At 46.3% G+C, this 20,491-nt stretch carries 21 protein-coding genes; 8 read left to right on the plus strand and 13 right to left on the minus strand.

All coding sequences use genetic code 11. The annotated features are described in order from the left end of the window. Nucleotides 1–11: 11 nt before the first annotated feature. From H7198_RS03825 to H7198_RS03860, 8 genes are all read right to left on the minus strand, one after another. Nucleotides 12–809: a 2-keto-4-pentenoate hydratase gene (locus H7198_RS03825; RefSeq protein ID WP_274458459.1), complete on the minus strand. Its 798-nt coding sequence runs from the start codon at nucleotides 807–809 to the stop codon at nucleotides 12–14. Nucleotides 810–1,114: 305 nt separating this feature from the next. Beyond that, nucleotides 1,115–1,891: a tryptophan synthase subunit alpha gene (gene trpA / locus H7198_RS03830; protein ID WP_274458460.1), complete on the minus strand. Its 777-nt coding sequence runs from the start codon at nucleotides 1,889–1,891 to the stop codon at nucleotides 1,115–1,117. Beyond that, nucleotides 1,884–3,080, minus strand: a complete 1,197-nt coding sequence (trpB, locus tag H7198_RS03835) for a tryptophan synthase subunit beta (protein ID WP_441316742.1) — start codon at nucleotides 3,078–3,080, stop codon at nucleotides 1,884–1,886. The genes trpA and trpB overlap by 8 nt, the downstream gene beginning before the upstream one ends. Further along, nucleotides 3,070–3,681, minus strand: coding sequence for a phosphoribosylanthranilate isomerase (locus H7198_RS03840; protein ID WP_274458462.1), 612 nt, complete (start codon nucleotides 3,679–3,681; stop codon nucleotides 3,070–3,072). The genes trpB and H7198_RS03840 overlap by 11 nt, the downstream gene beginning before the upstream one ends. After that, nucleotides 3,668–4,465, minus strand: a complete 798-nt coding sequence (trpC, locus tag H7198_RS03845; RefSeq protein ID WP_274458463.1) for an indole-3-glycerol phosphate synthase TrpC — start codon at nucleotides 4,463–4,465, stop codon at nucleotides 3,668–3,670. The genes H7198_RS03840 and trpC overlap by 14 nt, the downstream gene beginning before the upstream one ends. A 4-nt stretch (nucleotides 4,466–4,469) precedes the next feature. Then, nucleotides 4,470–5,471 (minus strand): anthranilate phosphoribosyltransferase, encoded by a 1,002-nt coding sequence (trpD, locus tag H7198_RS03850; RefSeq protein ID WP_274458464.1) that lies wholly within the window; start codon nucleotides 5,469–5,471, stop codon nucleotides 4,470–4,472. Continuing rightward, nucleotides 5,468–6,067, minus strand: coding sequence for an anthranilate synthase component II (locus tag H7198_RS03855; protein WP_274458465.1), 600 nt, complete (start codon nucleotides 6,065–6,067; stop codon nucleotides 5,468–5,470). The genes trpD and H7198_RS03855 overlap by 4 nt, the downstream gene beginning before the upstream one ends. Continuing rightward, the gene (locus tag H7198_RS03860) at nucleotides 6,051–7,517 is read right to left on the minus strand and encodes an anthranilate synthase component I family protein (protein ID WP_274458466.1); all 1,467 of its coding nucleotides are present in this window, start codon (nucleotides 7,515–7,517) and stop codon (nucleotides 6,051–6,053) included. The genes H7198_RS03855 and H7198_RS03860 overlap by 17 nt, the downstream gene beginning before the upstream one ends. A gap of 846 nt (nucleotides 7,518–8,363) precedes the next feature. On the opposite strand from H7198_RS03860, the gene aroE reads away from it, so the two are divergent. The 8 genes from aroE to H7198_RS03900 are packed head-to-tail and all read left to right on the plus strand — an operon-like array spanning nucleotide 8,364 to nucleotide 15,860. After that, nucleotides 8,364–9,245 carry a shikimate dehydrogenase gene (aroE, locus tag H7198_RS03865; RefSeq protein ID WP_274458468.1) on the plus strand — a complete coding sequence of 294 codons (882 nt, stop codon included), beginning with the start codon at nucleotides 8,364–8,366 and terminating at the stop codon, nucleotides 9,243–9,245. Continuing rightward, a complete protein-coding gene (aroD, locus tag H7198_RS03870; protein WP_274458469.1) occupies nucleotides 9,242–10,006 on the plus strand; it encodes a type I 3-dehydroquinate dehydratase in 765 nt (254 codons plus the stop codon). Before aroE ends, aroD begins: the two co-directional genes overlap by 4 nt. After that, the gene (locus H7198_RS03875) at nucleotides 10,006–11,445 is read left to right on the plus strand and encodes an MFS transporter (RefSeq protein ID WP_274458470.1); all 1,440 of its coding nucleotides are present in this window, start codon (nucleotides 10,006–10,008) and stop codon (nucleotides 11,443–11,445) included. The genes aroD and H7198_RS03875 overlap by 1 nt, the downstream gene beginning before the upstream one ends. Nucleotides 11,446–11,468: 23 nt before the next feature. Then, nucleotides 11,469–12,638 carry a chorismate synthase gene (aroC, locus tag H7198_RS03880; RefSeq protein ID WP_274458471.1) on the plus strand — a complete coding sequence of 390 codons (1,170 nt, stop codon included), beginning with the start codon at nucleotides 11,469–11,471 and terminating at the stop codon, nucleotides 12,636–12,638. A 10-nt stretch (nucleotides 12,639–12,648) separates the two neighbouring features. Continuing rightward, complete coding sequence (aroA, locus tag H7198_RS03885) at nucleotides 12,649–13,923, plus strand: 3-phosphoshikimate 1-carboxyvinyltransferase (RefSeq protein WP_274458472.1); 1,275 nt, start codon at nucleotides 12,649–12,651, stop codon at nucleotides 13,921–13,923. Nucleotides 13,924–13,927: 4 nt separating this feature from the next. After that, nucleotides 13,928–14,788 carry a prephenate dehydrogenase gene (locus H7198_RS03890; RefSeq protein ID WP_274458473.1) on the plus strand — a complete coding sequence of 287 codons (861 nt, stop codon included), beginning with the start codon at nucleotides 13,928–13,930 and terminating at the stop codon, nucleotides 14,786–14,788. Next, a complete protein-coding gene (locus H7198_RS03895; protein WP_274458474.1) occupies nucleotides 14,781–15,293 on the plus strand; it encodes a shikimate kinase in 513 nt (170 codons plus the stop codon). Before H7198_RS03890 ends, H7198_RS03895 begins: the two co-directional genes overlap by 8 nt. 21 nt (nucleotides 15,294–15,314) lie before the next feature. Next, nucleotides 15,315–15,860, plus strand: a complete 546-nt coding sequence (locus tag H7198_RS03900; RefSeq protein ID WP_274458475.1) for a hypothetical protein — start codon at nucleotides 15,315–15,317, stop codon at nucleotides 15,858–15,860. A gap of 39 nt (nucleotides 15,861–15,899) precedes the next feature. Here the strand turns inward: H7198_RS03900 and H7198_RS03905 are convergent, their stop codons facing one another. The 5 genes from H7198_RS03905 to H7198_RS03925 form a co-directional block, all read right to left on the minus strand. Next, nucleotides 15,900–16,151, minus strand: coding sequence for a hypothetical protein (locus tag H7198_RS03905; RefSeq protein ID WP_274458476.1), 252 nt, complete (start codon nucleotides 16,149–16,151; stop codon nucleotides 15,900–15,902). 94 nt (nucleotides 16,152–16,245) lie between these two features. Further along, on the minus strand, nucleotides 16,246–17,424 hold the full coding sequence (locus H7198_RS03910) for a PTS sugar transporter subunit IIC (RefSeq protein ID WP_274458477.1): 1,179 nt from the start codon (nucleotides 17,422–17,424) through the stop codon (nucleotides 16,246–16,248). Between the two features lie 45 nt (nucleotides 17,425–17,469). Next, nucleotides 17,470–18,465, minus strand: coding sequence for a D-2-hydroxyacid dehydrogenase (locus H7198_RS03915; RefSeq protein WP_274458478.1), 996 nt, complete (start codon nucleotides 18,463–18,465; stop codon nucleotides 17,470–17,472). A 306-nt stretch (nucleotides 18,466–18,771) separates the two neighbouring features. Beyond that, nucleotides 18,772–19,767: a D-2-hydroxyacid dehydrogenase gene (locus tag H7198_RS03920; RefSeq protein WP_274458478.1), complete on the minus strand. Its 996-nt coding sequence runs from the start codon at nucleotides 19,765–19,767 to the stop codon at nucleotides 18,772–18,774. A gap of 74 nt (nucleotides 19,768–19,841) precedes the next feature. Beyond that, entirely contained in the window at nucleotides 19,842–20,450 is a 609-nt protein-coding gene (locus H7198_RS03925) for an ATP-dependent Clp protease proteolytic subunit (RefSeq protein ID WP_274458479.1), read from the minus strand. Nucleotides 20,451–20,491 lie beyond the last annotated feature (41 nt).

Consider the following 20,491-nt stretch of genomic DNA (forward strand, 5'->3'; position numbering starts at 1 on the left):
CGCTTTTCCTTTTACTTTGTCACCCGAACTTCGACGTCTGAGAAGCCATGGTTAAAGCTGGCCTTCCAAGTACCTTCCGTCAACTTTGGAGGAAGTAAGAAAGTTCCGGCAGAGACGCGTTGTCCGGCTTTCAAAGTCTTGCCCTGACTCGCCAACTTCTTGACCAACCACTGCAAAGAATTCAATGGGTTACCAAGTACTTCGCTTGAAGCACCGGTCGCCACTTCTTCGCCGTCGTGTTCAAGAGTCGTTGTCACCTGGGCAAGGTCGTCCAACTTGAAGCTGGCCGTTTCCTTTTCTTCACCGTAGACGACGAAGCCACCAACGGCAGCATCCGCCATCACCAAGTACTTAGGCAAAGTTGGGAACCAGTCCAAGAAACGGCAGTCAGGCACTTCGACACCTGAAGCAACCGTCGTCTTCTTGGCCAAGTCCTCCAATGAATCATCAGTGCTCAAATCTTCCTTGGCCTTGAAGACCAATTCCACTTCGGCCAAAGGATCCATCAAATCCTTTGACAAACTCAAAGTCGCTGGTGACTTCACAAAGTGTGAACCAGTTTGGGCACCATAGAGGGGTTCGTTTGAATCAAACATATTTTGCGTTTCTTCACTAGTCAAGGAAACCTTGTAACCGGCCACGTCTTCATTCTTCAAGCGCAACAATTCATCTTGAACCAAGTATGAACGGTCGTCTTCTTTGACGACGTCTTGCCACTCAGCAACATCCAGGGCCTTGCCTGTCTTGAATGCTTCGTAAAGGGCGTTAGCCAAGTTCTTTTCTGCTGCTGTCAATTCTGTCTTTGTCATGGTAATTCTCCTTTTGATTGTTAGTCTGTATTATTCAAATAAAAAAGACGCCATCACTGGCGTCTAATCGAAAAAGATTGAAGAAATCCGCCAGTAATATCTTAACTACTGGCATTGTAAAAAGTAGCCAGCATTATCAAGTGATAATAATGGCTGCAATAATGTTCAATTGACGGTTCGTCTGCTTCACATTTGATTTCAACATAATCTTTCTCCTTTGTTTTTTTATTAGTATAAGACCGTTAAATGAGATAGTCAATAGAAAATTATCATTTATTTTTAATAATCAGTTATTCCCACTTCTTTTACCCACGGATAGCAGCTACCATTTCCTTGGCATAGGCTTCCAAATGTGGCGCAGCTTCCTTACCATACTGCTCACAGATGGCGACACATGCTGAACCAACAATGACACCATCGGCAATCGCTGCCATCTCCTTGGCTTGTTCAGGACTATGAATTCCAAAACCAATAAAGACGGGCAATTCCGTATTCCGCTTCACATCCCTCACAACTTCCTTCAAGTTCTTTGCAAAAGTCGTACGTTCTCCAGTGACACCAAGCGATGAAACCAAGTAAACAAATCCCTGGGCCTTTTCGACAATCATTGGAATTCTTTCACCTGAATTAGTGGTCACCAGTGAAATCAAATCAATGTTTTCTTCGTCCGTGTATGGTCGCAGTTCTCCCTGCTCTTCCGTTGGCAAATCCGGAATAATTAAGCCATCAATGCCGTACTTAGCACAATCGGCGGCAAAGCGTTCGTAGCCGTACTGAACAATAATATTGAAGTAAACCAGGAAAGCCAAGGGCACATCGGTTTTCTCACGGACTTTTCCAACCGCTTCAAAGATTCTTTCAATTGGCAAATCTGGATCTTTCAAAGCACGCACATCGGCGGCCTGAATCACCGGCCCGTCGGCAACCGGATCCGAAAAAGGAATGCCGATTTCAACTAAATCCGCGCCACCCTTTGCCAAGGCAACCACGTTCTCAACCGTTGCCTCCAAATCGGGGTCATTAGCCGTCACGAAGGCCACAAAGTTTTTCTTACCCATGAGGGCGTCTTGTATTTTACTCATTGATTTCAACTCCTTGATACTTAGCAACCGCGGCAACGTCCTTGTCACCTCGACCAGAAACCGTACAGATAATTACTTGGTCCTTGGACATGGTTGGCGCCAACTTTTGCACGTAGGCAATGGCGTGGCAACTTTCCATGGCAGCAACGATTCCCTCTTGCTTGGCAATGTATTCAAAGGCCGCAACGGCTTCATCGTCAGTAATGCCGACGTACTCTGCTCGCTTAGTTTCAGCCAGGGCCGCGTGTTCTGGTCCAACACCAGGGTAGTCCAAACCGGCAGAAATTGAATAAACCGGATTAATCTGTCCCGACTTGTTTTGTAAGAAGACAGACTTCATACCGTGGAAGACACCGACTTGTCCCAATTCCAAAGTCGCGGCCGTATCCTGACTGTGCAAGCCCTTTCCAGCCGCTTCCACACCAATCAGCTGCACGCCTTCATCGTCGATAAAGTTAGCAAAGGAGCCAATAGCATTAGATCCACCACCAACACAGGCAACAATCGTATCAGGTAACTTTCCCGTTTTCTTCAGGATTTGCGCTTTCGATTCTTCTGAGATGATTGATTGGAAATCACGGACCATCATTGGATATGGGTGAGGGCCAGTGGCCGATCCCATGACGTAGAAAGTTTCTTCTGGATGGGCTGCAAAATCCTGCAAGGCCGCGTTCACTGCGTCTTTCAGAGTCATTGTTCCGGATGTCACGGGGTGGACTTTGGCACCAAGTAACTCCATACGGTAAACGTTCAGCTGCTGGCGGTCTGTATCTTCCTTTCCCATGAAGACTTCACATTCTAGGCCGAAGAGCGCCGCAATCGTTGCTGTCGCCACACCGTGTTGTCCGGCGCCGGTTTCGGCAATTAAGCGCTTCTTCCCCATGCGCTTAGCCAAGAGCACCTGACCAATTACGTTGTTAATCTTGTGGGCACCGGTATGGTTTAAGTCTTCACGCTTCAGATAAACTTGAGCACCGCCCAGGTCTTCGGTCATGTTCTTTGCGTAGTAAAGAATCGATGGACGATTCGCATAGTTAGCCAACAAATCGGCGTATTCCTTTTGGAATTCTGGATCCTTCTTCGCTTCTTCATAAGCAGCTGCCATCTTATTCAATTCAGGCATCAAGGTTTCGGGAACGTACTGTCCACCGAAGCGGCCAAAACGGCCCTTCGCGTTTTCATTTGTCATCATATACTCCTTTTTGGTGAGCAATGGCCACCAATTGCTTTATCTTTTCTAAATCTTTTTTCCCGTTCGTCTCACTACCCGAACTAATGTCAACGGCGTAGGGCTGAACGGTTTCAATCGCTTCTTTTAGGTTATCTCTTCTTAAACCTCCGGCTAAGAAGATTGGTTCTTCAAAATTCTTCGGGAGCATCTGCCAGTCGAGAGTCTTTCCAGAACCTTTTCCAGAATCGACCATCAGGTATCCAACCCCTGTATAAGCCGCTAGTTGTTCTTCCAGGTCATCCCCCAGGGCAACGCCAATCGTTGGAATTCCTACTTCCTTCAAAGTGGAAACTTCTTCTTGATTTCTTGGACCGTGCAACTGGGCAATCTGAATGATTTCTTTCTTATATAAATCAATGATTTCTTCCACCGGACTATCCGTGAATACACCAACTAAGGGAATCTCATCTGACAGTTCCCGTCGAATCAATTTCGCAGCTGCCTCATCAACCTGGTGCCGTCCTTCTGCAAAGACTACACCAGCATAATCAACGCCAGCCTGGCTAACCAATTGAGCATCAGCTGAAGTCATCAAGCCACAAATTTTAATCTTGGTCATTGGCCTTTCCGCCCTTCGTTCGTTCAATAAAGTCCTTCTTATTAGTCGACTTCATTAAGGCCTCGCCAATTAAAACACCGTTCACACCCAGTTCAGCCAGTCGCTGTACCTCTTCGGGTTCTGAAACACCGCTTTCAGCGATGAACGCAACATTTTCAGGAACTAGGTGACGAAGGTTCTTCGCGTTATCAAAGGAAACCGTGAAGTTCTTCAAGTTTCGATTGTTAACACCAATCATTCGGGCACCAGCAGCCAAAGCCCGTTCAATTTCTTCTTCATCATGTGCTTCGACTAAAACAGCCAGTCCTAAGGAATGGGCAAGTTGCAGATAAGATTCCAATTCTTCTTGATTAAGAATGGCCACAATCAAGAGCACCATCCCCGCCCCAGCGACTTTGGCCTGGTAAATCATGTAGGGGTCGACCACGAAGTCCTTCCGTAAGATGGGACGGGAATTCTTTGCTGCAATTTCGTTCAAGTAGGAAAGCTGCCCCAAGAAGTAATCGGGTTCAGTCAAAACAGAAATGGCCGTCGCTCCAGCCTCTTCGTAGCTCTTGGCAATCGCCTGGTAGTCAAAGTTCTGGGCGATCAAACCCTTTGATGGTGAAGCCTTCTTCACTTCAGCAATGATATGAGCGCCTGGCTGCAAAAACTGTTGATAAATGGCTTCCGGTGCATTCTTATCCACAGGACCGATGGCTGCCTTCATCTCTTCTTCGGACTTTTCCAGCTTTTCTTTTGCAATCCGCTTCTTCGTTGCGGCTACTAAATCGTCTAAAATCATCAGCTTAGTTTCCTTCTGCAATCCGCTTCAGCAATTCCAAAGTCTCGCCGGAATCAATGGCTTCTTCTGCCTGGCGAATTCCTTCTTCAATTGAATACTCTGGATTAGCTGCGTTCACCGCAATTCCGGCGTTCAAGACAACAATATCGCGACGGGCTCCACGCTCACCGTTCAAAATCGATAACGTAATATCGGCGTTTTCTGCAGCGGTACCACCAATAATTTCTTCCTTATCGGCTCGTTCTAATCCAAAGTCTTCCGGTTGAATCGTTTGCTCGTCAATCTGACCGTCTCGCACCGTCAACAACTTTGTTGGCGCTGAGATGGAGGATTCATCCAAGCCGTCCGTTCCAAAGATAACGTTGGCCCGCTGCATCCCCAACTCCTTCAACACTTCAGCCAGAGGGCGGAGGAGCTTTTCGTCCGCTACACCGAGAACCATGCTGTCTGGTCGAGCTGGGTTAGCTAGAGGTCCCAGCAAGTTAAAGATTGTTCGGCGTTCTAAGCTGGATCGAACCGGTGCCACCACTTTCATGACAGGATGGTAATCCTGTGCAAAAAGGAAGGTAAAGTGGTGCTTTTTCAACATGGCTTCACTGGCTGATTGGTCTTGATGAATATTAATTCCCAAGGCTTCCAATACATCAGCGGCACCGGACTTAGACGTTGCCGCCCGGTTACCGTGCTTGACCACGTTGTAACCTAGGCTAGCCAATACGAGAGAAGTTGTCGATGAGATGTTGAAGGAATTCGAGTGGTCACCACCCGTCCCAACGATATCAACAGCGCCTTCCACCTTAGTAAAAGGCTTCGCCATCTTTCGCATGGCATTAGCTGCCCCGGCGATTTCAACCGGCTGTTCACCCTTTTCGGCTAAAGCCGTTAGAAAAGTCGCCATATCGACTTCGCTTTCCTGGCCAGACATAATGGCCTGAATCGCCTGTTCGCTTTCTTCAAAGGACAGGTCCTGCCCCTTTTGTAGTTTTTCATTGAGTGTTGTAATCATTTTGTACGCTCCGTCATTTGAATAAAGTTTTCAAAAATTTGTTTTGCAACGACCTGGTCGGTCATGATGGATTCGGGGTGGAACTCTAGTCCGTACACCCGGTTTTCTTCATCTGCGACAGCTTGAATGGTCCCGTCCGCTGCAGTAGCAGTCACCGCTAAATTATCTGGTAAAGTCTCTGGGTCAATCATTAATGAATGGTAACGCCCGACGACAAACTCCTCCGGGCAGTCTGCAAAAATACCGCTTGTCTGCCCATCCTTCGATTCGACTGTAACCATCGACGTCCGGCCATGCATCAAAGGTGCCAAGCTTATCTTGCCGCCATAGACCTGGCCGATGGCCTGGTGTCCTAGGCAAATCCCAAGGACTGGCATCTGGCCAATAGCCTTTTCCAGCATCTCGTTCATGCGACCAGCCTTTTCAGGACTCCCTGGCCCAGGCGATAGAATCAATCCCGTTACTTCAGGATTATTCAAATCAGCTTCCGTTACCTGATCGTTTTTCACGACACGAATTTCTTGCTCGGTTAACTTCCCGATTTCTTGATAGAGGTTATAGGTAAACGAATCGTAGTTATCAATCAACAGCAACATCGGCCTCTCCCTTCAACAAATTCATCAACAAGGCACCCTTGTTGGTAAATTCCTGATATTCTTCTTTCGCATCGGAATCGGCCACAATGCCGGCACCCGAATGCAAAACTAATTGGTCTTTCTTCTGATAGGCTGTTCGAATGCCGATACAGAGATCAAAGTCGCCGTCGAAGCCAACCATTCCGATTCCGCCCCCGTACAAACCGCGCTTGCGCCCTTCCAACTCATTAATAATAGTCATGGCTGAAATCTTAGGTGCACCAGACAAGGTTCCAGCTGGCAAAGTTGCCAAGATGGCATCGATTGGATTTAAGTCCGGCAAAGCCTGACTTTCCACAACGGAACCAAGGTGCATCACGTTTGGAAACTTCAATAAGTTCTGATAGGCCGTGACTTCGACTGTCCCAAACTTGGAAATCCGCCCCAAATCATTTCGGCCAAGGTCAATCAACATGTTGTGTTCGGCCTGTTCCTTCACGCTCGTTCGGAGTTCCTTTTCAAAACGCGCTTCTTCTTCGGCATCTTTCCCACGCCTGCGCGTACCGGCCAATGGATAGGAGAAGAGTTGCTCACCGGTTTTCTTAATTAGCGTTTCCGGAGAGGCTGATAGAAAGGCGAAGTCGCCATCTTGGAAGTAAGCGTGGTAAGGACTCTTTGCTTGCAACCGTGAATTTTCAACCTGATTCAGTAATAAGTCTTGCTTCTCATTCTTCGCCGTTAATGGATTCGATAGAATCAACTGGAAGATATCACCCTGCACAATGTGTTCCTGGGCTTTTTTCACCCGTTGGTCAAATTCAGAAACGATAAATTGGTGAGTAAAATTCAACTTTTCCTTTTCTTGATGATTCTGTTTGAAACCTTCGGATGAAATTCTTTGAAGTTGCTGGCCATAAGCTAACAATTCTGCTTGCTGATTTTCCTGTTCTTTGGAGTCCGTTGATTTAACCTCCTGGCTAACGTATAAGGTTCCTTGATTTCGATCAAAGTTCACCACGATGTCCGTCAAGAAGAGATCGAAGTCCTCCAACCCTAACTGGTCGTCTACTTCCTTCAACCGAACTTCATCAGCGTAACGGGCGAAGTCATAGGAGAAGTAACCGATTAATCCGGTTTGAAAGTCTGGCTGACCATTTGTCTTATCAAAGCTTTGCTGATTTTCTTGGTAAATCTTTTTTAGATACTCAACTGGCTGGCTAACCTCTTCGATTAACTCACCGGCTGTATTCTTTCTGATTAGCCTGCCCTGTCGAGCAGTCAGAATTTCTTTTGGCTTTAATACTAGTGTTGAAACGTTCTCCTTTTCAAAGACCATGGCTGGCTGCCCTTCTGGCGCCAACTGCTGAATAATGACATCAGGCTGATAGACAGCCCCTTCGATTTTTACAAGAAGGATGGGATTGGGATTCTCTTGGCTTTCTTGCTTTAGATTAATTTGGTTATTGTCCACTAAGTTCACCTCGCGTAATTTTTTAGAAATTAAAAAATCCGTCCAAAACAAAACAGTTCATGCTTTGTTAAGGACGGATTTTCTCCGCGGTGCCACCTTAATTGATTCGAAAAAGAGCCTAGCTAAAAAAAGCTTGGTTGAATTCGAAATCCTCCTTAGCGAGATACCAACATATCCCCGGCAACTGACGTATGCCCGACGTTTCGCGTACTTGATTACTCTTTCAGCAGAACCCTCCGTGGTCCATTTAACTGCCTGCGTTCGGTTACCTTCTCAGCATCGGTAACTCTCTTTGCGTGCACAACAATCTTGATCTCCACATCCTTGGTTTGTTTGGACGAATATTTAATTGCTCTAAGCTTAACTGGGATTTATGAACCTGTCAAGAAAAAGATGAGAATATTTTAATTAAGATTACTTCTAAAAATACTTCGAAAATCTAAAAGTATCTTTTCTACATATAAAGTCCGAAAAAAATTGAAATAATAAAACAACATTCGCTATCAAAATGAGATATTCTCTAATTTTTTCTTGCAATCTTTTCATTTCCATGTTTTAATAGAATCAACTTAAGGAAAGGGATTCCGGACATGAAATCAATCAACGTTAACACGATTAACCGTTACTACGGCTTTTATTACTTTAGATAGCACGTCCGGATGAGATGCGGACGTGCCGACACGTTCGCATCTAGGTAGTAAAGGTCATATTTAACTTGGCTGACTAGGTGCATCACCTAGTCAGCGATTGATAAATGTTATTTCGGAATTCTTTCCAACTCGTTTATTAGCCGGCTAGGTCAATCCTAGTCGGCTTTTTTATTTGAGAAATTACGAGGGAGATAAAATGACAAGAATCGATGGACACACAATTTTAATTGGCTTGATGGCATACCCCATTCGCCACTCCATGTCACCAACCATGCACAACACAGCTTTTGAAGCGTTGAACTTAAACTACGCTTACTTAGCCTTTGACATTGACGGTGACCAACTAGCCGATGGCGTCAAAGCCATTCGTACTTTGGACATGCGCGGATCAAACGTCTCCATGCCAAACAAGCAGGCCATCATCCCCCACCTCGATAAGTTAGACATTTCAGCAAAGATGACTGGTGCCGTCAACACGGTGGTCAACGACGACGGCGTCTTAACCGGATATACAACCGACGGTGTCGGTTTCGTCAACGACCTTAAAAAGAAGGGGCACGATGTTGCTGGTAAAAAGATGTTGGTTGTTGGTGCCGGTGGCGCCGGCATTCCAATCGCTGCTCAGTCAGCCATTGAAGGTGCCAGCGAGATTCGCATCGCTAACCGTAAGGACGGCCACTTCGAAAACGCCGAGGACATTGCCAAAAGCATTAACGAAAACTCTGGTGCAGTCGCTTCGACTTTTGCATTAGAAGACGAAGATGCTTTCAAGGAAGCACTGAATTGGGCGGACATTTACGTCGATGCCACTGGTGTTGGAATGAAGCCTTTGGAAGGTAAGTCACTGGTTGAAGACCCAAGCTGGTTGAAAGAAGACCTCGTGATTTACGACACGGTTTACGCACCACGCACAACAAAGTTAATGGAAGTTGCCAAGGATGCCGGCGTTAAAAACGTTTACAACGGGCTCGGCATGATGATTGAACAAGGAGCGGCCGCCTTCAAACTCTGGACGGGACAAGATATGCCCATCGATTTAGTTGAACAAGCCATGGCAGAAAAGGATAAGGAAAAATGACAGAAGCAGTTTATACACGAAACATTGCAGTTGGACGCGGAGCAGCCAAGGTTGCCCTACCCATTACGGTGGTCACACCAGATGAACTCACAAAGTTACTTCCTACTATTCAAAAAGCCAACCCCGACATCGTTGAATGGCGCTTGGACTTCTTGGAAAAGTGGCAAGACGATGCAACCCTAGTGGAAATCTCTTCTAGCATTCGCCAAGCATTCCCTGAAACACCAATTATCGGAACCTATCGAACAAAGGAAGAGGGTGGCAAACAAACGATTCGCCCTGCCGACTACGAACGTATCTTGAAGCGCTTGGCCGAACTCCCCGTCGACATGGTCGACGTTGAAATCAACCGCGATGCAAGCATCGTGGAAGAAGCAGTCAAAGCCATCCATCAACTCGACAAAATTGTCATCGCATCCTTCCACGACTTTAACAACACACCAAGTACTGAACAGCTAGAGAACACCTTCAATAAGATGCAGGCAGCCAAGGCCGATGTTTTAAAAGTCGCCGTGATGCCTCACACCACAGAAGATGTTCTTCAGCTCATGACCTTTAGTCAGCAGGCCGCACGCAAGTACAAAGAACCAATCGTTACTATGGCCATGGGCCAACTTGGTTCTGTCACCCGCGTGGCTACTCACATCACTCACTCAGCCATTACCTTTGCTTGCCTAACCAAGGAACAAGCATCAGCGCCAGGTCAAATTGAAATCAATAACCTGCGCGGTATTCAACACACCTTAGAAGGAGACAGCTAATGAACGCACTAGCCACTAACCGGCTTCGAGCCGGGTTATACGCCAACTACCTGGTTCACGGTTTTGGCATGATTATTCTGACCCAGAACTTACTTCAACTGGCTCAGAACTGGTCCAGCACTTTAACTGCTGCTTCCTTCGTCCTATCGGGAATTGGAATCGGTCGCTTAGTTGCCTACCTTTTAATGGGTTTCATCTCCGACCACTTTGGCCGTAAGACTTCCCTTCTAATCGGGATTACCACTTACTTCCTGTTCTTGGTCTTAACGCCAATTAACACTTCGGTGACTTTGGCATACGGCTTAACGATTCTGGCCGGTATTGCCAACTCCGCCATGGATTCGGCAACCTACCCACTGCTAGAGGAAATCTCCAAGAAGAGTACCTCGAACACGGTTTTGCTAAAGGCCTTCATCTCAACCGGTGAGTTCATCCTGCCAATGATTGTTCTCTACCTATCTGATAACAATCTCTGGTTCGGTCTTTCTTTCATGGTGCCTGCCGCCATCCTGGCTCTAAACTTCATTAACATTTGGACCTTACCAATCAAGAAGATTCAACAGGCCAAAGTCGAAACGAAAGCCCACCAATCAGTTGCCCTCCATGGAATTCGCAAAGCCGTCTTAATGACATCCTTGCTCCTCTACGGTTTCTCATCAATGGCTGTGATGATCTGGTTCACGCAGTGGATTACCATTTACGCAACGGGCGTTGGCTTCTCCAAGTCAGTGGCCCACTTCCTACTCTCCCTTTACAGTATCGGATCGGTCACGGGAGTGCTGACAGTCGTGACGCTCCTGCGCCGATTCAACATTAAAAAAGAACTCTTCCTATTGTTGAACACCCTGTCACTCCTATCCATTGTGACTTTGTCAGTAAGTTCAAACGAAACAGTGGCTAACACCTCCGCCCTTGTCTTCGGTTTCTCAGCTGCCGGCGGTTTGATGCAAATCGCTTTGAACAGCTTGCTTTCATTAACTGCTAAGAACAAGGGGTTGATGACCGGAACCTTCTTCATCTTCGGTTCCCTGGCTTCCTTCACGGTGCCAATCATTACCGGACTTTTGATTAAAAATCCAAACATCAACATTAACCTAGCCGACTCTTCCATGGCCCTCATGTCCTTAGCCATCGCCCTTGTCGTCTACACTCTCCTTCCAAAGGAAGCACAGTCACTAAAGGACGCCCGCAAGGAAATCGACCGGATTGATAAGCAGTTGCTTCGCTTATCTGAGCAACGCTTCAACGCGGTCGAAGATGTCATCCGCTTCAAGAAGCAAGACGACATCGCGGTCGAAGATTTATCCCGAGAACAAAAGGTGCTCGACAAGGTTGCCAAGAACAGCCAGAACAAAGCACTTGTCCCATACAACCAAGCCATTTGGCAGGCCATGATGAACGAATCAAAGGCCTACCAAGCATCCAAACAAAAGAACTAATCAAACTAAAAAGAGGAAACATTATGATCAATTACTACACAGCAGGTGAATCACACGGTCCTGAGCTTTCAGGAATTCTGACTGGCATCCCCGCCGGCCTTCACCTTGACATCGATGAAATTAACGACGCCTTGGCGGCCCGTCAGGGTGGCTACGGTCGTGGTAACCGTCAAAAGATTGAAAAGGACCAAGTCATCATCACCGGTGGTGTTCGCCACGGTGTAACCTTGGGCTCACCAATCGCTTTGACCATTAGGAACCGTGACCATGCCCAATGGTCAAAGATCATGAACCCGGTCACACCAGCCAACGCTGAAAATACCTTGCGTTCCGTTTCACGTCCCCGTCCTGGTCACGCCGACCTCGTCGGTGGTATGAAGTACGGTCACCGCGACATGCGTAACGTCTTAGAACGTTCATCAGCCCGTGAAACAGCCATGCGTGTGGCCATTGGAAACATCTGTAAGCAAGTCTTGGAAGCCTTGGACGTCAAGATTGTCGGACACGTTGAATCAATCGGTGGTATCCAAGCTGCTGGTGACCTTTCAACAAACGTTGACACCATCGAAGCGGGTATCCAAGAAAACGACCTTCGCATCTTGGACCAAAACAAGGTGGAAGAAATACACGCCCGTATCGACCAAGCCAAGCGCGATGGTGACACCCTCGGTGGTGTCATCCGTGTCGTTGCAACCAACTTGCCAGCCGGCCTTGGTTCCTACACATCTTGGGACACTAAGTTGGATGCCAAAGTCGCTGGCTCTGTCGTCGGCGTGAACGCCATGAAGGGCTGCGAAATCGGTGACGGTTTCGAAAACGCCGTTCGTCCTGGTTCCCAAGTCATGGATGAAATCGACTGGGAAGAAGGCAAGGGCTTCACTCGTAACTCCGACCACTTGGGTGGTTTCGAAGGGGGTATGACAAACGGTATGCCCGTTATTGTTAAGGCAGCCATGAAGCCAATTCCAACCCTCTACAAGCCATTGCAATCCGCTGACATTAACAGCAAGGAAATCAAGAAAGCAACGGTTGAACGTTCTGATACAACCGCTATCGTCCCTGCTTCAATCGTTATCGAATCCGTTGTGGCCATTGAATTGGCCAAGGCCATTACCGAAACCTTCGACGGTTCACAAATCGACCGTTTGAAGAAGCAGGTTGCTGAATACCGCGAAGAATTGAAGAACTTCTAAGGAGTACGCTATGTCGAATCCAAGTTTACAAGGTAGCATTCAAGTTCCTGGTGACAAGTCCGTTTCCCACCGCTCCATCATCTTCGGCGCCATTGCTGAAGGTGATACCCATGTTAAGAACTTTCTCCGCTCTAACGATTGTTTAGCCACCCTCCAGGCCTTCCGCCAAATGGGTGTCACAGTTGACGAAAAGGATGGCGAATTAATCGTGCACGGTGTTGGCCTAAACGGTTTGTCAGCCAGTTCAGCAGATCTCGACATGCAAAACTCTGGAACTTCAACCCGCTTGCTAGCCGGTCTTTTGGCCGGACAGGACTTTACTAGCCATATGGTTGGCGATGCTTCACTTTCAAAGCGTCCAATGGGGCGTGTCATCACACCCTTAACTGAAATGGGAGCAGAGTTATCTGCCACCGAAGGCCACCTACCAATGACGGTTAAAGGACAGGCCCTCCACGGGATTAACTACCGCTTGCCTGTGGCTTCGGCCCAGGTTAAATCAGCCATTCTATTAGCTGCCTTAACAGCTAAGGGGGAAACGGTCATCGAAGAACCCCTTCCTTCCCGTGATCATAGCGAACGAATGTTGGCACTTTTCTCACCAGAAAGTATCGAACGGACTGGGGATAAAATCCACATTCGTCCAGGTTATCCACTAAAGGGACAGGAGGTAATCGTCCCTTCTGATATCTCATCAGCCGCCTTCTTCCTGGTAGCCGGTGCCATCGTTCCTGGTTCAAAGATTACCATCGAATCCGTTGGGATGAATCCTACCCGTACCGGGATCATCAAGGTGCTAGAAGAAATGGGAGCAGACCTCACGATTGACGCCATCGAAACAGCCGGGGAACCAATGGCCAACTTGACCATTCAAGCCGGTCCATTGAAGCCATTCAACATTACAGAAGAAGACATCCCCGCACTAGTCGATGAAGTACCAATCTTGGCCCTCCTAGCAGCCCGTGCCAACGGTATTTCTACCATCTCTGGTGCCGCTGAATTACGCGTTAAGGAATCCGACCGCTTGGCCGCGATTGCAACCGAATTCAAGAAGCTCGGGATTCAAATTGAAGAAAAGCCGGACGGCCTCATCATCACTGGTTCGACAAAGCCATTGGAAGTGGCCGACAAGCAACTCGAATCATACGGTGATCACCGCATCGCCATGACGTTAAAAGTCGCTAGTCTCTTAACTGACCAAGCAGTCAACATTCAAGATGAGGACTGCATGGCGGTATCCTACCCCGACTTTACGAAGGACCTAAACCAACTACTAAGGAAGTAAGAACATGACCACAGTCTTTATCGACGGCTTGGGCTTTATCGGCGCTAGCCTTGCAGAATTAATGAAAGAGAGTCAGCCCGATGTTCAAATCATCGCCCATGACCCCAACCCTGAAAACCTTCAGGTAATGATGCAGTCTGGCACCGTTGAAGCATCTGTTGATTTCGATGAAGGTGCCAAACAGGCCGACTGGATTTTCTTAGCCAGCCCAGTGGCGGTCATCTGCCAACGTTTAGAAGAGCTTGCTAAGCTCGATTTAAAGTCCGGTGCCGTCGTCACCGACGTTGGCTCTTCCAAAGTTCAAATTGAAAAGAGTGCCCAGGCATTGATGACAAAGGGTGTCGCCTTCTTGGCTGGGCACCCCATGGCCGGTTCCCACCTCTCTGGTGCGGCAAATGCCAACCCAGGCCGATTGGTTGATCACACCTACTTCCTGATTCAAGAAAACACGAGTCAGCAAGAGGTCCAAACTTTTGAGGACTTACTTTCGGCAGCACGGTTCGACTTTCGAATGGTTGACGCCAAGAGCCACGACCACATCGTGGCCAGCTCTTCCCACCTACCCCATCTACTCGCCTTTGCCCTCGCCGAAACAGTCGCAAAGGACCAGCGGGAATCCGATGTTAACTGGGGAAAGCCAGCGGCTGGCTTCTTAGATGCCAGCCGAATCGCCAAGGCAGACCCCACCATGTGGACTAGTATCTTCTTATCAAATCCGAACCAGGTCCTAGCCGAAATTACTGACTTTGAACAAGAAGTACAAAAGTTGAAAAAGTATATCGAGAACGGTCAGGAAAAAGAACTTTTTGACCAACTAAGTGCAACACAAAAAGATCGCATTCAAATGGAGAAAGAACATGAATAATCCAATTTTAATCGGCTTCATGGGCTCCGGTAAAACAACCGTTGGCCGTGAACTTGCCAAACAATTGAACATCCCTTTCTCCGATCTAGACCTTGTCATCGAAGAACGGATCGGTCATACTATCCCCGAATTCTTTTCTAGCCAGGGTGAAGCTGCCTTTCGAAAGATTGAGGCAGACCAATTGATTGCTGAACTTGATAGCGAAAACATTTTAGCTACCGGCGGTGGGACAGCCTGCCAGGCCGTTAACCAAGAAATCTTAATCAACCACGACCGTCCGGTTATTTGGTTACAGCCATCCGATGAAACCACCATCGCCAACCTCTCTGGCGAAGACTGGGATAAGCGGCCCATCTTAGCCGATAAAAGCGTCGATGACCTGATTGCCTTAAAGGAATCTCGTCAGGAAAAGTACGGTAAGACAGCCGATTTAATTATCAAAGTCGACCAGAAAACCCCGGAAGAAATTGCCAAAGAAATTATTGAAGCACTCAAAAACGTCTGATTAAACAGAAAGGAATCGTTTATGCCTCTTATCCATACCCTTGGTCCAAAGGAAACCGACTCCAATCTTGCTGCACAAAACCTTCAAGATGGAGACCCTCACTATCAGTCTTATGGAATTAAGCTCCACCCAGACTTTGCCTCCATTTACGAAAATCTTGACCAGTATTCAGGCGACTATTTCTTAGTTCCGGTTGGCTACCAAGGACCAGACGGCGATACCTGGACTAGCCAACACTACGCCCACTGGCAACAACTTAGTATTCAAAAGACCTGGGCAACGCCGACAATGGAAATGCTCCTCGTCGAAAATACTGCTCAGCCAAACGGCCGTGCGGTTAGCCATAAAACAACTAAAACCCTTCTCGAAGATTTCGAAAAAGAGAATACCTTAGAACTCGATATCGACTTCGTCCCGGCAAAACCATTAGCAGCCGATGCCTTTCTAACTGGTGACTATCAGTACGCCATCTTTAGCCAAAACGCCGAAGAACAGCTACAAGAGAATCAACGTGTCATCGGTCGTTTCCAACCGGAAATGATTTGGTGTCTATATAAAATTCAATAGCAAAAAAGAGCGGACACAAATGTGTTCGCTCTTTTTTATTTACCGTCTTCTTCTCGCTAGCCAAACCACGACGATGATAATCAGAATCAAACCTGAAAAGCCAAAGAAAGAAGCCAGCTGAGAACCAATGTGCCAACCGATACTCCAAAAAATGGCACGGGAAATCCAACGCCCAATACTGCTTCCAAAGCCGGAAGAGCGACGGCCGTATGATGAACGGTTCGAGCGTCCTGACGAACGCACTGGACGTACTCTAGATACACGTCCGGAACGAAGTAATAGTGTTTGCATGGATGAGAACATTCTTTCTCCAATCAATAAGCTCTGTTTGTATTACTATAACAAAAAAGTCCGCTCAGTGAGCGGACTTTTCTTAATTGATTCATTATAGTTCTTGCTTGAAATCTGATGGTTGATACAACTTCAACCATTTTGAGAAGACCAACTGTGCCAAAATTCCGGCAACGATTGGAACAATGACCCAAACAATCAAAGCAACGAATGGTGATACAAAGTTATCCATTACAGATGATGGAATAGCAGCATCTTTAATCATTGATTGCAATGGTGAAACCATTCCGATGTATCCGAATCCGGCTGTAATGGCCGTTCCTTGCACGTTGAAGAGCGCAACTGGAATACCAGCAATGGCAGCAGCAAACATGAATGGGAGAAGCGTTACAGGCTTCTTAAAGACAGATGGCATCATTCCCTTCATAGCACCCAAGAAGATGGCGATTGTCGTTCCCTTCTTATTCACTGACCATGAATTAATGAGCAAAACAATGGTTGTTGCCACAACACCCATGGCGGCGGCACCAGAACCAATACCAGTCAAGTTAATGGCCAAGGCAATTCCAACCGTTGAAATTGGCGTCACGATAATCACAGCGAAGGCCATGGCAATCAAGATGGCCATTGGTACAGGAGCTAACTTGGTAAATGATTCAACCAAGTCACCAATCCAAGTCGTAAACTTTCCGACTGTTGGGGCGATTTCCTTACCAATTAAACCAACACCACCACCAACTAAGATTGGTGACAAGATAATGGCAACTGATCCAAACCCACCAAGGTAACGAGCAACCAACCAAGTAACAAAGACAGCCAATGCCGCCACAATCATGGCGTTAATCACATCACCGGCACCGGCAGCCATGTACATACGCGTTGGCGCTGCAACGACCTTGTGGGTAACAGGATTGACCGTTCCGGCCTTAACCATACCCCAGACAACAGACTTTGACGCAACCATTGTTGCCAAGGCAACGACACCTGTATCCAAGACCTTCATCTTGAAGTTCATGGCAACTGACATACCAATTAAGAATGGAATCATTGACGTAAAGAGCGTCAAGATGGCTGAGAAATCAGCTCCCCAAGCCGTATCACCCATTCCAGAATACTGGATGATGTACTTCATAACAGCTGATGGTAGCACACCAATCAAAATTCCCATGGCTGAACCAGAAAGCACCTTAAAGAAAAAATCCTTAATGTGCAAATTTTCTTGTCCAGAGAAAATTTCTAATGGCTGACTTGTTTCTTTTTTAACTTCAGACATTTTTCTCTCCCTCAGAAAAGTCCGAGATGGACTTTCTTCAAATCATTAATACTTAACAGCGATAGCTGGTGTTTCACCCTTGGCAAATGATACAGCTGCATCAAATGATTGGTGAACCATTTCTGAAACGGCCTTCGTTGTGTAGAAGGCGATGTGTGGCGTTACCAAGACGTTATCGCGTGAAATCAAATCAGCGATCTTTGGATCAGGGAATTCCTTACCTGACCAGTCCTTGTTAAACAAACCAACTTCGTTTTCGTAAACATCCATTGCGAAGTCAGAAATCTTACCTGAGTTCAATCCATCGATAACGGCATCGATATCCATCAAGTTTCCACGAGCAACGTTAACAATCACAACGCCATCCTTCATCTTGGCAATTGAGTCCTTGTTAATCATGTGGTCGTTTTCAGGAACACCTGGCACGTACAATGAGATAGCATCAGCTTGGGCGTACAACTCGTCCAAAGTATCAACGTACAAGCCTTCCTTTTGCAATTCAGGGTTAGGGAACTTATCGTAAGCGATAACCTTAGCACCGAATCCCTTCAAGATGTTAATAGCTACACGACCGATGTGACCAGTACCAATGATACCAACCGTTTGCATGCGCATTTCACGCCCAATAGTTGGTGCCCAACGCAAGTCATGCTTGGCAACCTTGTTGTCCATTGGCTTTGTACGACGAAGCAAACGTGACAATTGAATCATTGAGTGTTCAGCGATAGCGTTTGGTGAGTAAACGGGAACGTTTGAGATGTTGAATCCCAATTCCTTAGCAGCATCGAAATCGATGTTATCAGTCCCAACGTTTCGGAGTGACATGTTCTTAACACCGGCGTCAGCCAATGCTTGCAACGTTTCCTTCGTGTAATCCAATTGTTGGTAAACAACAGCTGAATCGGCACCCTTTGCCATCTTGGCAGTTTCAGGCGTCAACAATTGATCAGTGTATTCAACTTCAATATCTGGGTTCTTTGATTCCCAATCCTTCAAAGCTGGCTTTTCATCTTCACGAATTCCGTAAGCAAAAACTTTCATTAATTCGTCCTCCAAATTTCTTTCTGTAAACATATTGTAACACAGTTTGTTCTAAATAAACCATACTTTGTGTTATTTTTATCAAACTTTTACATCCAAAACATCCGATTTAATTCTACTTAAATTAACACATTGCCCTTTAAATAGGCATTTATGAACAAAGTGAATAAAATTAAATTCTAAGTAAAATTAAATTCACAAATATTATGATAACTTTTATACAAATTACTTATTACAAAAAGTTCTAACTAACTATTTTGCTTAATAAAAAGCCCCAAGTCTAAGACTCGGAGCTTTTTATTATGATTAATACTTAACAGCGATAGCTGGTGTTTCACCCTTGGCAAATGATACAGCTGCATCAAATGATTGGTGAACCATTTCTGAAACGGCCTTCGTTGTGTAGAAGGCGATGTGTGGCGTTACCAAGACGTTATCGCGTGAAATCAAATCAGCGATCTTTGGATCAGGGAATTCCTTACCTGACCAGTCCTTGTTAAACAAACCAACTTCGTTTTCGTAAACATCCATTGCGAAGTCAGAAATCTTACCTGAGTTCAATCCATCGATAACGGCATCGATATCCATCAAGTTTCCACGAGCAACGTTAACAATCACAACGCCATCCTTCATCTTGGCAATTGAGTCCTTGTTAATCATGTGGTCGTTTTCAGGAACACCTGGCACGTACAATGAGATAGCATCAGCTTGGGCGTACAACTCGTCCAAAGTATCAACGTACAAGCCTTCCTTTTGCAATTCAGGGTTAGGGAACTTATCGTAAGCGATAACCTTAGCACCGAATCCCTTCAAGATGTTAATAGCTACACGACCGATGTGACCAGTACCAATGATACCAACCGTTTGCATGCGCATTTCACGCCCAATAGTTGGTGCCCAACGCAAGTCATGCTTGGCAACCTTGTTGTCCATTGGCTTTGTACGACGAAGCAAACGTGACAATTGAATCATTGAGTGTTCAGCGATAGCGTTTGGTGAGTAAACGGGAACGTTTGAGATGTTGAATCCCAATTCCTTAGCAGCATCGAAATCGATGTTATCAGTCCCAACGTTTCGGAGTGACATGTTCTTAACACCGGCGTCAGCCAATGCTTGCAACGTTTCCTTCGTGTAATCCAATTGTTGGTAAACAACAGCTGAATCGGCACCCTTTGCCATCTTGGCAGTTTCAGGCGTCAACAATTGATCAGTGTATTCAACTTCAATATCTGGGTTCTTTGATTCCCAATCCTTCAAAGCTGGCTTTTCATCTTCACGAATTCCGTAAGCAAAAACTTTCATTAATTCGTCCTCCAATTTTTTCTGTCTGTATGTTCATTATACTTCAAACTTTTGAAGTAAGCTAGATTAGAACCTTACTTTTTTAAAGTAATTGGCTTTTCCCCGGCCTTTTCCATGATTCCATCAATCAGTCCGTACTTTAGTGTTTCTTCTGCTGACATCCAGTAATCACGTTCGGTATCTCGGGCAATCGTCTTCAAATCTTTACCAGAGTTATCTGACAAGATTTGGTTCAACTTTTGACGAGTCTTCGTCAATTGCTCAGCGATAATGGCCATGTCTGACTGTTGCGTACCACCAGCAGCACCACCCATTGGTTGGTGAATCAGGTATTCAGCGTTTGGCAACATGAAACGGTGCCCCTTTTCACCAGAAGAAGCAATGATGGTTCCCATTGACGCAGCCAACCCCATCACAATGGTTGTAACCGGTGCCTTGATAAAGTTCATCGTATCGGTGATTGATAGTCCTGCAGTCACTGAACCACCAGGTGAATTGATGTACATGGAAATTTCTTTATCTGGGTCTTGTGCTTCCAAGAAGAGCAATTGGGCAACGATAGAAGTTGCCATGCTATCTTCCACTTCACCTTGAACCAAAATAATTCGGTCCTTCAAAAGTCGTGATGGCAAGTCGTAGGACTCACGCCCATTTGCAGTTTGTTCAATAACTCCAGGCCACATAGTAATCTCCTTTATTCTTCTTTAGTGTTCTATTGTAACGC

The sequence above is a fragment of the Fructobacillus sp. CRL 2054 genome, from assembly GCF_028764065.1.
Classification (GTDB): domain Bacteria; phylum Bacillota; class Bacilli; order Lactobacillales; family Lactobacillaceae; genus Fructobacillus.